At 73.9% G+C, this 12724-nt stretch carries 9 protein-coding genes and 2 pseudogenes; 6 read left to right on the forward strand and 5 right to left on the reverse strand.

Annotation, left to right across the window (positions count from 1 at the left end):
- Positions 1–212 precede the first annotated feature (212 nt).
- A pseudogene (gene ddaH / locus QFZ71_RS07165) lies at positions 213–1049 on the forward strand (dimethylargininase); the annotation flags it as partial.
- A 15-nt stretch (positions 1050–1064) separates the two neighbouring features.
- Here the strand turns inward: ddaH and QFZ71_RS07170 are convergent.
- Complete coding sequence (locus QFZ71_RS07170; protein ID WP_307667423.1) at positions 1065–2060, reverse strand: small ribosomal subunit Rsm22 family protein; 996 nt, start codon at positions 2058–2060, stop codon at positions 1065–1067.
- A gap of 300 nt (positions 2061–2360) precedes the next feature.
- Here QFZ71_RS07170 and QFZ71_RS07175 point away from each other — a divergent pair, with 300 nt between their 5' ends.
- Entirely contained in the window at positions 2361–3680 is a 1320-nt protein-coding gene (locus QFZ71_RS07175) for a hypothetical protein (protein WP_307667424.1), read from the forward strand.
- Positions 3681–3708: 28 nt separating this feature from the next.
- Here QFZ71_RS07175 and QFZ71_RS07180 read toward each other — a convergent pair whose 3' ends face one another.
- Complete coding sequence (locus QFZ71_RS07180; RefSeq protein ID WP_307671359.1) at positions 3709–5139, reverse strand: multidrug effflux MFS transporter; 1431 nt, start codon at positions 5137–5139, stop codon at positions 3709–3711.
- An 88-nt stretch (positions 5140–5227) separates the two neighbouring features.
- Here QFZ71_RS07180 and QFZ71_RS07185 point away from each other — a divergent pair, with 88 nt between their 5' ends.
- Positions 5228–6262 (forward strand): Gfo/Idh/MocA family protein, encoded by a 1035-nt coding sequence (locus QFZ71_RS07185; RefSeq protein ID WP_307667425.1) that lies wholly within the window; start codon positions 5228–5230, stop codon positions 6260–6262.
- A 10-nt stretch (positions 6263–6272) separates the two neighbouring features.
- On the opposite strand, the gene QFZ71_RS07190 is transcribed toward QFZ71_RS07185, so the two are convergent.
- Complete coding sequence (locus QFZ71_RS07190; protein WP_307667426.1) at positions 6273–7940, reverse strand: alkaline phosphatase; 1668 nt, start codon at positions 7938–7940, stop codon at positions 6273–6275.
- Between the two features lie 144 nt (positions 7941–8084).
- On the opposite strand from QFZ71_RS07190, the gene QFZ71_RS07195 reads away from it, so the two are divergent.
- From QFZ71_RS07195 to QFZ71_RS07205, 3 genes and pseudogenes are all read left to right on the forward strand, one after another.
- A complete protein-coding gene (locus QFZ71_RS07195; RefSeq protein ID WP_307667427.1) occupies positions 8085–8966 on the forward strand; it encodes an SDR family oxidoreductase in 882 nt (293 codons plus the stop codon).
- Between the two features lie 225 nt (positions 8967–9191).
- A pseudogene (locus QFZ71_RS07200) lies at positions 9192–9666 on the forward strand (lamin tail domain-containing protein).
- A gap of 228 nt (positions 9667–9894) precedes the next feature.
- Positions 9895–10749 (forward strand): PhzF family phenazine biosynthesis protein, encoded by an 855-nt coding sequence (locus tag QFZ71_RS07205; RefSeq protein WP_307667428.1) that lies wholly within the window; start codon positions 9895–9897, stop codon positions 10747–10749.
- Positions 10750–10775: 26 nt separating this feature from the next.
- On the opposite strand, the gene QFZ71_RS07210 is transcribed toward QFZ71_RS07205, so the two are convergent.
- Entirely contained in the window at positions 10776–11828 is a 1053-nt protein-coding gene (locus tag QFZ71_RS07210; protein ID WP_307667429.1) for a hypothetical protein, read from the reverse strand.
- Between the two features lie 178 nt (positions 11829–12006).
- Complete coding sequence (locus tag QFZ71_RS07215) at positions 12007–12633, reverse strand: TetR/AcrR family transcriptional regulator (RefSeq protein WP_307667430.1); 627 nt, start codon at positions 12631–12633, stop codon at positions 12007–12009.
- Between the last annotated feature and the right edge of the window lie 91 nt (positions 12634–12724).

Below are 12724 nucleotides of genomic sequence, written 5' to 3' on the forward strand. Positions count from 1 at the left end.
GTATCGTCTTGCGGGGTGACGGTGCGGCCGTCCGGCCCCCGGCCGGGACGACCGGCCGTCGCACGGGAGTCACGACCGGTCGCCACCCGCGCACCGCCCCCGATGGGCCGGCCGATAAACCACCTGATCGGTTCACTGCGCATCCCGCGCCCGGGGCCCACCATGGGCAGACGCACACGCCGTGCGCATCCCACCGTTCCGCGGCCACCGCCGCCGATCGCGAGGAGCCCGAATTGAACCGTGACGCCACCCCTCGTCGCTACCTGATGTGTGCCCCGGCACACTTCCGGGTCACCTACTCCATCAACCCGTGGATGGACCCGTCCAAGCCCGTCGACCTGCCGCTGGCCCAGACCCAGTGGGAGGGCCTGCGCGACCGCTACCGGGCCCTCGGCCACACCGTGGACCTCCTCGACCCGCGCCCCGACCTGCCCGACATGGTCTTCGCCGCCAACGGGGCCACGGTGATCGGCGGCCGGGTGCTCGGCGCGCTGTTCGCGTACCGGGAGCGGTACGCGGAGGCCGGGGCGCACCGGGACTGGTTCCGGGAGCACGGCTTCACCGAGATCCACGAGCCGGAGCACGTCAACGAGGGCGAGGGCGACTTCGCCGTCACCGCCTCGTACCTGCTGGCCGGGCGCGGCTTCCGGTCCAGTCCGCTCTCGCACGCGGAGGCCCAGGAGTTCTTCGGGCTGCCGGTCGTCGGGCTCGACCTGGTGGACCCGCGCTACTACCACCTGGACACCGCGCTGTGCGTCCTGGACGCCGCGACCGACGAGATCATGTACTACCCGGACGCGTTCTCCGCCGGGAGCCGGGCGGTCCTGCGGCGGCTGTTCCCCGACGCGCTGCTCGCACGGGAGGCGGACGCGGCGGCGTTCGGCCTCAACGCGGTCGGCGACGGCCGGCACGTGCTGCTGCCGCAGGGGGCGACGGGGCTCCTGGGCCCGCTGCGGGACCGGGGCTTCGAGCCGATCCCGATGGACCTGGGCGAACTGCTCAAGGGTGGCGGCAGCGTGAAGTGCTGTACGCAGGAGCTGCGCGTCTGACCGGCAGGACGCCGCTCAGTCCGAGTTCTCCGGCGGCCAGGGATCGCCCCAGGCGATGTTCCTGGCCGCCCGGTACAGCTCGCCGTGGCGCTTGGTGACCGTGGTGCGGGCCAGCCCCTCGTCACGGGTGCACAGCTCCAGCAGCACCTGGCCCTTGCGGATCTGCGGCCTGCGGGTGATGCGGGCGGGCGCGGGGGTGACGGGGAAGCGGGTGGCGACGACGTAGCTGAACTTCTCGTCCTCGTGGCTGAGCGAACCGCCCTTGACCTGGCGGTGCAGGGAGGAGCGGCTGACCCGCGCCGAGAAGTGGCACCAGTCCGCGCCCGGCTCGATGGGGCAGGCGGCGCTGTGCGGGCAGGGGGCCGCGATCCGCAGCCCGGCGGCGACCAGCCGGTCGCGGGCCTCGATGATCCGGGCGTACCCGTCGGGGGTGCCCGGTTCCACGATCACCACGGCCTGCCCGGCCGCCGCGACCGCGTCGACCAGTTCGGTCCTGGCGGCGGCGGTCAGCTCCTTGAGCACGTAGCTGACGGTGACCAGGTCCACCGGGTCCAGCTCCAGCGCCGCCCCGATCCGGGCCCGCTGCCAGCGGACGTCGCGGAGGCCCGGCGCCCCGGACGCCTCGGCCAGTTCGCGGCCGAGGGCGAGAGCCGGTTCGGCCCAGTCCAGGACGGTGGTGGCCGGGCCCTCCCAGGCCCCGGCCACCGCCCAGCTCGCCGCGCCCGTGCCGCCTCCGACATCGGTGTGCGTGGCGGGGGTCCAGCCGGGCGCGGCCTCGACGAGGGCGTCGAGGGCGGACCGTACGGCTTCGAAGGTGGCGGGCATCCGGTACGCGGCGTACGCGACGACGTCGGAGCGGTCCCGCAGGATCGGGGCGTCCGTCGGGGTCTCCCCGCGGTAGCTGGCGATCAGCCGGTCGACGGCCTGCGCGGCCTGCTTGGGCGGCAGACCGTCGAGCAGTCCGGCCAGCGCCGCACGCAGGGTCTGGGCGGTGGGGAGGGTGACGTTCACCGCCGAATTGTAGGCGGCGGTGACCGGTGGGCCGCATTCCGCTGCACCGGGGCCGGGCGGGACGCGGGGAACCGCGCACGGGCGGCACGGCGGGTACGCCCACGGGCAGCAGGGCGGCACGCGTACGTACAGCACGGCGGCACACGCACGGGCGGCGCGGGCCCGGCGCCGGGCCCGCACCAGGGGCCCGGGGAACGGGTACGGAACGGGAATCCGGCGAACTGCACACGGTCACCGGCCTGTTGCTACGCTGGCCCGCGCGTGGACGGCACCAGATCAAGAGGGTCCGGCAGGGGAGCCATGAGGCAGAAGATCGTGCGGCTGACGCTGGTCGGCGGGGTGGTGCTTCTCGCCCTGCTCCTGCTGCTGGCCACCTGTGGCGGCGACCCCGACGGCGACGGGAAGAACGGTGCGGCGACCGGTACGCCGAAGCCCGCGCTGCCGAGCGCCGGGCCGGTCACCCGGCTGACCGTCCCGCCGCAGTACGCGACGGACCGGGGCTGGGAGATCATCGGCGCCTCCCCCGATGTGACCGTCTCCCACACGACGGGCCAGCTGGCCTATCTGGAGCGGACGAAGGACAACCGCTTCCGGCTGCGCACCGTGGACACCGCCACGGGCGAGCTGGGCTGGCGGGGCAAGGCGTGGCGGCAGCCGGACCCGCTGCACCACCCCAAGCTGGCCACGGTGGCCAAGGGTGACCGGCAGTTCTTCGTGACCTGGTCGTACGGGAAGGTCGGCGACGGCCTGTCGCCGTCGAGCACCTTCATCGCGCTCGACCTGTACGACGTGACGAACGGGAACCGGCAGCGCGTCGAGGTGCCGTGGTCCGGCGCCCCGGACGTCCATACGACCGGCCCCGACATCGTGATCAGCGACGCGAAGGCGAACAGCACCCTGGTGGACCCGGTCACCGGTGAGGTGTCCGAACTGACCGCGGACAAGCTGAAGTACCCCAAGGGCTGCACGGGCTGCAAGCAGCTCACCGAGGTGCACGGGCAGACCCCCGGAGGCGTGCTGCTGGGCGGGGCGCGGGAGTTCTGGGTGCGTGGCGGCTGGTTCAGCCGGAACGTCGCGCCCAAGGGGACCGACAAGGCCAGCGGTGTGGTGACGTCGGTGACCCCCGGCCAGGTGCTGGCCAAGTGGGCGCCCGCGAAGAAGACCAAGCGGGCGGGGACCCACGAACTGTGGGCGGTGCACGACGCGGCGACCGGCGAGGTGCTCACCTCGGTGGAGTGCCACAAGCCGGCCATAAAGCCGGGGCGCTATCCGCAGGCCGTCCTCTCCCCCTCGGGCGAGTACCTGATCGCCGGGAACCTGGCCTTCGACCTGGAGGCGAAGCAGGGCCGCTGCTACGAGGACGAGGAAGGGGCCGCCCACCTGACCCTGGCGACGGTGACCGACGACGGCATCGCGTACGGGGCCGAGAACGCGCGGGACGCCTCGGAGGCGCTGTCCGGCGGCGGTATCCCGGTGGCGATGGACTTCGCCACGTGGAGCACCGAACGGCTGTCGCGCAACGCGCGGCTGCCGGGCACGGAGACGACCGGGGTCGGGGTGTTCCGCTGGACGGACCGGCAGGACCGCACGCATCTGATCGGCTACCCGCGCACGGGCTGAGTCCGTACCGGCCGCAGCGCACCCCGCCTCAGAGGCCGCCGGCCTCGCGCCCGGCGCGCTGCCAGGGCCGGCACAGGAACAGGAAGCAGCCCACCGCCGCCACCGCGCAGACCACCTGGACCACGGCCATCGGGACGGCCGTGTCCTCCCCCGCGATCCCCACCAGCGGGGAGGCGACGGCCCCGATGAGGAACGAGGACGTGCCGAGCAGCGCGGAGGCGGAGCCCGCCGCGTGCTTGGTCCGCATCAGCGCCTGGGCGTTGGTGTTCGGCATGGCCAGGCCCATCGCCGACATCAGCACGAAGAGTCCCGCCGCGACCGGGACGAGCCCGACCTCGCCGAAGACGCCGAGGGTCATGAGCAGCAGGGCGACGGCGGCCAGCACGATCACGGCGAGGCCGAGGCCGAGCACCTTGTCGAGGCTGATCCGGCCGACGAGGAGCTTGCCGTTGATCTGGCCGACCACGATCAGGCCGATCGAGTTGAGCCCGAAGAGCAGGCTGAAGGTCTGCGGCGAGGCCCCGTAGATCTCCTGCACGACGAAGGGGGAGGCGGAGATGTACGCGAACAGGACGGCGAAGGCGAGACCGCCGACCACCATGTAGCCGGTGAAGACCCGGTCGGAGAGCAGCCCGCGCATGGTGCGCAGGGCGTCGGTGACCCCGCCGGTGTGGCAGTCGGCGGGCGGCAGCGTCTCGTGCAGCCACTTCCACACGACGAGAGTGAGCACGATGCCGACGGCGGTCAGCACGACGAAGATGCCCCGCCAGTCGGTGATCCGCAGGACCTGGCCGCCGATCAGCGGCGCGACGATCGGGGCGACGCCGGAGATCAGCATCAGGGTGGAGAAGAACCGGGCCATCTCCACGCCGTCGTACAGGTCGCGCACCACGGCCCGCGCGATCACGATGCCGGCCGCGCCCGCGAGCCCCTGGAGGAGGCGGAAGCCGATGAGGAGTCCGGCGGTGGGGGCCAGGGCGCAGATCGCGGTGGCGAGGACGTAGACGACCATGCCGAGCAGCAGGGGGGTGCGGCGGCCCCAGCGGTCGCTCATCGGTCCGACGACGAGCTGGCCGAGGGCCATCCCGGCCAGGCAGGCGGTCAGGGTGAGCTGGACGGTGGCGGCGGGGGCGCTCAGGGAGTCGGTGACCGCCGGGAGCGCCGGGAGGTACATGTCCATGGACAGCGGCGGCAGTGCGGTGAGTCCGCCGAGGACCAGGGTGACCAGGAGGCCGGTGCGCCGGGCGGCCTTCGCCGCCGGGCCCGCTGGACCCGCCGCACCGGAGGGTCCCGCCGGGTCGGGCAGCCCGGCCGGGGCGGTGACCTGCGGTGCCGCCGGGTCGACGGAGAGCGCGCCCGCGTCGCCGTGCTGGACGACCGGTGCGCGGTCGGTTCCGGGACGGTCCCCGGAGGGGGGTATCTCTGCGTGCTGGGCCCGGCTGCCGCCGCTCTCCGGCATTCTCATCTCCACATCGTTGAATCCGCATCTATGCTCTCAGCTCGGCCGGAGTGGTCGATACCTTTTCGGGCGGGCTGGGGTGGCGGGCATGGCTGGGGCAGCGGGCGCGGGCGCGGGCGGCGCGGGCACGGGTGACACGGTGCGCTGGGGCGTACTGGCGACGGGCGGCATAGCCGCGACGTTCACGGCGGACGTCCAGCGGCTCCCGGACGCCGAGGTGGTGGCGGTGGCGTCGCGTACGGAGGCGTCGGCGCGGGCCTTCGCGGAGCGGCACGGGATCGGGCGTGCGTACGGGAGCTGGGCGGAGCTGGTCGCCGACGACGCGGTGGACGTGGTGTACGTGGCCACCCCGCACTCGGCGCACCACGCGGCGGTCTCGCTCGCGCTGCGGGCCGGGAAGCACGTGCTGTGCGAGAAGGCGTTCACGCTCAACAGCCGGGAGGCGGAGGAGCTGGTGGCGCTGGCCCGCGAGCGGGGCCTGTTCCTGATGGAGGCCATGTGGACCTATCTCAACCCGGTGGTCCGCCGGCTGACGGAGCTGGTCCGGGACGGGGCGATCGGCGAGATCCGGACCGTCCAGGCGGACTTCGGTTTCGCGGGCGACTTCGCCCCGGGGCACCGGCTGCGCGATCCGGACCTGGGCGGCGGGGCGCTGCTGGACCTCGGGGTGTACCCGGTGTCGTTCGCGCATCTGCTGCTGGGCGAGCCGGACCGGGTGGCGGCGCACGCGCTGCTGTCGCCGGAGGGCGTGGACCTGAACACCGGCATGCTGCTCGGCTGGGATTCCGGGGCGTCCGCGCTGCTGTCCTGTTCGATCGTCGGCCACCACCCGACGGCGGCCACCGTGATCGGGACGGCCGGGCGGATCGACGTACCGCGCGACTTCTTCCACCCGGACCACCTCGTACTGCGGCGGGCGGGCGCGGAGCCGGAGACGATCACCTCGGGGCCGGGCCCGCAGGGGTTGTCGGGCATGCAGTACGAGGCGGCCGAGGTGGCGCGCGCGGTGCGGGCGGGCGAGCCGGAGTCCCCGCTCGTGCCGCTGGAGGGGTCGCTGGCGGTGATGCGGACGCTCGACGCGGTACGGGACCGCGTCGGCGTCCGCTATCCGGCGGACCGCTGAACCCGCCCGGTCACGCGGGGGTGAGCCCCGGATTCCCGGCCTCGGTGGTGAACGAGGCGACGGTGGTGACGGGCGCGCCGGGGGTGGTGACGGCCGCGACCGTGCGGAAGTCGGCGCGGGCCTCCTTCTCCCCGAGGGTGATCAGCGCGTAGCCGCGCCGCCCGTTGTAGTGCTTGAGGTGCGGGTTGGCGCGGGTCTGGTTCTCCCAGTTGGCGGGGCGGTCCGCACCGTCCTTGCCGCTGGCGATCGAGGTGGTGACGATCTCGGTGCCGACCGTGCGCGAGGCGGGGTCGTCGAAGTCCTTCTTGAGGTCGAAGGCGTAGGAGACGTGGACATCGCCGGTGAGGACCATGAGGTTGTCCACCCCGGCGGCGTCGGCCCCGGCGAGCAGCCGCTGCCGGGAGGCGGGGTAGCCGTCCCAGGAGTCCATGGAGAGCTTGAAGGCGTCGGTGGGCACGTCGCGCCGCCGGGCGAAGGTGACCTGCTGCGGGACGACGTTCCAGGTGGCGTCCGAGGCGCGCCACCCGTCGATCAGCCAGCGCTCCTGGGCGGCCCCGGTCATGGTGCGCGCGGGGTCCTCGGACTCGGGGCCGGGGGTGCGCCAGCCGTCGCCGTACGCCTGGTCGCTGCGGTACTGGCGGGTGTCGAGGATGTCGAACTGGGCGAGCCGGCCGAACGTCAGGCGGCGGTAGAGCCGCATGTCGGGTCCGGTGGGGCGCTGCGGGGTGCGCAGCGGCTGGTTCTCCCAGTACGCGCGGTACGCGGCGGCGCGGCGGAGCAGGAACTCCTCGGGCGGCACGTCGTTCTCGGGGGTGCCGCCCGCGTAGTTGTTCTCGGTCTCGTGGTCGTCCCAGGTGACGACGAAGGGGTGGGCGGCGTGGGCGGCGCTCAGGTCCGGGTCGGTCTTGTAGAGGGCGTACCGCAGCCGGTAGTCCTCCAGGGTGACGGTCTCGCGGTTGACGTGCGCGGGGAGGCGTCGGTCGGTGTAGTTGCGCGCCCCGCCGGTGGCGTTGACGGCGTACTCGTAGAGGTAGTCGCCGAGGTGGAAGACGGCGTCGACGTCCTCACCGGCGAGGTGGCGGTAGGCGGTGAAGTAGCCGTCGTGGTACGCCTGGCAGGAGACGGCGGCCAGGGCCAGGGAGCTGGTGCGGGCTCCGGGGGCCGGGGCGGTGCGGGTGCGGCCGACCGGGCTGGTCCAGGCGCCGGTGCGGAAGCGGTAGTAGTAGATCCGGCCGGAGCCGAGGCCCTGGACGTCGGCGCGGACGCTGTGGGCGAACTCGGGGTGGGCGGTGACCGATCCGCGCCGCTCGATGCGGCGGAAGCGCTCGTCGCGGGCCACCTCCCAGCGCACCTCGACCCGCGCGCGGGGCAGTCCGCCGCCCGGCTCCAGGGGGCGGGGCGCGAGCCGGGTCCAGATCAGGACCGACGACGGGTGCGGGTCGCCGGAGGCGACGCCGAGGGTGAACGGGTCCTCGCTGATCCTGCGGGCGTCGAGTTCGGCGGCGCTCGCGGTCCCGGCGGCGGGCAGGTTGACCGCGAAGGCGAGCGCGGCGGCGGCCCCGGTGACGGTCAGGAAGCGTCTGCGTCCCACTCCCTGCTCGAGCAGCCGTGCGGCGGCGCGGAGTTCGGTGGCCCTCGTGTCCTGATCGGGCGTCATGACGGTGTGTGCGGCTGACATATGCCCCTCCTCAGCCCGGATGTTGTCGGGATTCATGGCAGCCGGACGTGACGACGCACCGTTGTCGCGTGCACAACATCCGCATGGCGGGTCGATGAGCACCACGTGCCCTGCGCACGGACCTGTCCCGTACGCTGCCGGGCCATGAACACGGAGCAGACGGAGCAGAGCGAGCAGGCGGGGCAGGCCGTTCCGACGGAGCAGGCCGTTCGGACAGGGCGGTCCGGGCAGGGCGAGACGGCCCGACGGGAGGAGCGGGCCGGGCGGGCCGACGGGACCGGCCGGAAGGTCGCCGTCGTCACGGGCGCGGGCTCGGGGATCGGGCGGGCCGTCGCGCTGGCCCTGGCGGGTGCGGGCTGGTCGCTCGCGCTCGCCGGCCGGCGAGCCGAACCGCTGGCGGAGACGGCGGCCGGGGCCGGGGACACGGAGGCGCTGTGCGTCACCACGGACGTGACGGACGCCGACGAGGTGGACGCGCTCTTCACCGCCGTACGGGAGCGGTTCGGCCGGCTGGACCTGCTGTTCAACAACGCGGGCACGTTCGGCCCCGGCGGCGTGCCGCTGGAGGACCTCGCCGTGGCGGACTGGCGGGCGGTGGTGGACGTGAACCTCACGGGCGCGTTCCTGTGCGCGCAGGCGGCGTACCGGCTGATGAAGGAGCAGGACCCGCAGGGCGGCCGGATCATCAACAACGGCTCGATCTCCGCCCACGCACCCCGCCCGCACTCGATCGCGTACACCGCGACCAAGCACGCGATCACCGGGCTGACGAAGTCGCTGTCGCTGGACGGCCGGCCGTACCGGATCGCCTGCGGCCAGATCGACATCGGCAACGCGGCGACGGAGATGACCGAGCGGATGCGGACCGGCATCCTCCAGGCCAACGGGGAGCTGGCGGTGGAGCCGGTGATGGCGGCGGCGGACGTGGCGCGGACGGTGACGCACATGGCGGAACTGCCGCTGGAGGCGAACGTCCAGTTCGCCACGGTGATGGCGACGACCATGCCGTACGTCGGACGCGGCTGAGGGCAACCCGCACCGGGCCGGGACGCGCGGCGGGGAGCGGACGCGCGGCGGGGAGCGGACACGCGGCCTGATGCAGGCGCGCCCGCAAGCGATCGAAAGATGCCCGGACTGGCCATTGAGTGGCCGGATTTACATATTTCTCCGCTCACGACCGAGCAAGCCTGCGCTGTCCGTATGATCGCATCCTGTTACACCTTCACCAGAACGACACAGAAGGAACACTGCATGCGCATACGCACCGCTGCGCCGCTCGCCCCTGGCCGCCGCACTGGCCGGCTCGCTCCTCGCCACGGCGGCCCCGGCCACGGCGGCCGCCCACCAGGGCGGGCTGCACTTCGGCACCGTCCAGTACGACGGCCCCGGCAAGGACGACCGGTCGAAGAAGTCGCTGAACGCCGAGTGGGTGAACATCCACAACAACGGCAAGAAGAAGGTCCAGCTCAAGGGCTACCGGGTGAAGGACAGGACCGGCTACACCTACACCTTCGGCAGCTACACGATCGGCGCGGGCAAGACGGTCGAGCTGCGCACCGGCAAGGGCAAGAACGTCTCGGGCACCGTGCACTGGAACCGGGGCTCGTACGTCTGGAACAACACCGGTGACACGGCCCGGCTGATCAAGCCCAACGGGAAGCTCCAGGACTCCTGCTCCTGGGGGAAGTCCACCAAGGCCAACAAGGGCGTCAAGAACTGCCACTGACCGGCCGTACGCGGCAGACGTGTCGGGGGCGGGGGGGGCTGGTCGCGGAACGGGGGCCGCGACCAGCCCCCCGCCGTGTACCGGACCGTGCCGCGTCACCGCCCGCGCACGCCGGGCGGGAGGGGGAGCCGGACGGGCCCGGCGAGCAGGCGGCCGACGGGCCGGACGCGTGGGCGGGAATGACGGCGGGCGGGAATGACGGGCGTGGCCACGCGGTTGGAGAGGTGCATGACACCTGACTCCGGGCCCGAAGTCCTGCGCTACACCGCCTTCTCCGCCGACCCCGCGGGCGGGAACCCCGCCGGTGTCGTCCTGGACGCCGCCGGGTTGGACGAGGAGCGGATGCTCGGCGTCGCGGCGGAGCTGGGCTACAGCGAGTCGGCGTTCCTGACGGAGCGGACCGGCGAGCGCGCGTACACGATCCGCTACTTCAGCCCGAAGGCCGAGGTCCCCTTCTGCGGTCACGCCACGGTGGCCACGGCGCTGGCCCTGGCGGAGCGGGACGGTCCGGGCACCCTGGAGTTCGCCACCGCGGCGGGGCCGGTGCCGGTCACCGTCGCACGCGAGGGCGACGAGCTGCGCGCCACCCTCACCAGCGTGGCCCCGCACGTCGAGGAGGTCGCCGGGGCGGACCTGGCGGAGGCGCTGGCCGCCCTGGACTGGGCGGACGCCGATCTCGACCCGGCGCTGCCGCCCCGGATCGCCTACGCGGGGGCCCGGCACCTGGTGCTCGCCGCCGCCACGCGGGAGCGGCTGGCGCGGCTGGACTACGACTTCGCGCGGCTCGAAGCGCTGATGCACCGGCTGGAGTTGACCACCCTGCAACTGGTGTGGCGCGAGGGCCCCGAGGTCTTCCACGTCCGCGACCCGTTCCCGGTGGGCGGGGTCGTCGAGGACCCGGCGACCGGCGCGGCGGCGGCCGCGTTCGGCGCGTACGCGCGGGAGCGGGGACTCGTGCCGGAGGCGGCGGTGCTGACGCTGCACCAGGGGGCGGACCTGGGCCGCCCCGGCACGCTCACCGTGGAACTGCGGGCGGGCGACCTCCGTGTCCGGGTCAGCGGAACGGGCACCCGGATCGGCTGACGCGGGCGGGGGCGTCACGCGCGGCGTCAGCCGGCGGCGCCCTCGGCCCCGGCGGGCTCCCTGACCGAGGAGGCGACCGGACAGACGTGGGCGTACCAGCGCTCCGCCTCCTCCGGGTCGAGGGTGCGCTCCAGCAGGAGGTCGCCCCGCATGCCGGGGAAGAACCGGCCCGCGGGCCAGGACCGCCGGCAGGACGGATCGTCCAGGACCAGCAGCCGGACACCGTCGACGACCGGGATGTCGGCGGGCGCGCCCTCGTTCCAGACCGGCTCGCCGCCCGGAGCCACCAGGTCGAAGGAGCCCTCGGTCTCCACCTGTCCGGGGGTCTCCCGGCAGACGGCCGCCTCCTGCGGCGCCGGCGCGCGGCCCTCCACGTGCCCGCCGCCGATGAGCGCGTCGGCGAGCAGGGTGTGCAGCTGGAAGTTGTCCCCGATGCCGGAGAGCCGCAGCAGGTAGCCGGTGCGGCTCGGCCGGTGGAGGGCGACGAGGGGTTCGTCGTCCAGCACCCTGAGGGCGTAGGCGAGGGAGGTGAACGCCTGGCCGGACGCCTCCGCCACGGCGGCGAGCGGACGCAGCAGCCCGCTCCGGCCGTCGAGCCCGTCGCGTACGGTCCGGTCGTTCAGGAGGGAGACGGCCGCCGACTCCCACGAGCGGAGCGTCCACCAGCCGAGCGCCGGATCGAGCCCCGTACGTGCGACGGCCTCCGCGCCCGGCTCCCCGTCGTCCGGCGCCGGGAAGGCTCCGCCGCCGGTCGCGGCCCACGCCTCGGCGAAGGCGGCGGCCTGCTCCAGGGCCCACCGGAGCCCGGCCAGCACGGCCGGTGCGCAGCGCCCGGCATCGGCGCCGCGCTCGACACAGGCCCCGACGAGGACGGCGACGACGGCACGGGGGCCGGGCGGCACCTGCTCCAGTACGGCGGCGAGCCGCGGCCCGCCGTCCAGCAGCTCCGGCTCACGGGCCTGGCCGAAGGTCTCCTGCAACCGGCCGAACGCCTTGCGGAACCGCTTGGCGTCCTGCGCCGTCACCGCGGACTCGAAGTCGGCGACGGCACCCCCGAACCCGGCTTTACCGAATATCATTCCCGCACTTTATCGACGCCCCGCCGGGACCACGAAGCCGGTCACCGCCCCGAGCTTTCCCCACCGCCCGAAGCTCCGGCATCGCACGGAGGCCCGACCCCACCGCACGCGGCCCCCGGCATGGCACGGAGGCCCGGTCCGCCACCCGAAGCCCCCGGCACCGCACGGGCTCGCGGTCTCACCGCACGAACGCCCCCGCCCGTGCTGCGGCGACCGCCGCGGCGGCGGCCCGGTCGGCCGCCTCCTCGTCGAGCGGGGCGCCGCTGGCGAGCAGCCGGTAGTAGAGGGGTGCCGACACCGCCGCGACGACCTCGCCGGGATCCGTGCCCACGGGCAGTTCGCCGCGTTCGACCGCCGCCTCGACGCAGCCCGACCACTCCCCGATCCGCACCGCGTAGAAGCGGTGCAGGGCCTCGGCGGTCCGCGGGTCGCAGGTGGCGGCGGCGATCACGGCGGCGAAGAGCGCTCCCTGCCGGGCGTCGGTGAGTGTGCTCACCACCAGGCGGGCGTTGGCCCGGAGGTCTTCGGCGACCGACCCGGTGTCGGCGCGCGGCACCGACTGCTCCGCCATGTCCGAGAGCAGATCGGCCACCAGCCCGGCGGGGTGGGACCACCGCCGGTAGACGGTCGTCTTGCCGACCTCGGCGCGCCGGGCGACGTCGGCCAGGTCGAGCCCGTCGAAACCGTGCTCGGCCAGCGCGTCCCCGGCCGCGCGCAGTACGGCCACCCGCACGCGGGCGGTACGGCCGCCAGGACGCACCGTGCCGGGCTCCAGCCCCTCGGCGTCGGGACCTTCAGACGTCATAACGGGTCTCCAGTTCCATTAAAGCCACTCCCCCTGTTACGGTGACACCACCCTAACGGAACCATAGGACCGTTTAGGGCTCCCCTGCCCA

The sequence above is a fragment of the Streptomyces sp. V2I9 genome (assembly GCF_030817475.1).
Classification (GTDB): Bacteria; Actinomycetota; Actinomycetes; order Streptomycetales; family Streptomycetaceae; genus Streptomyces.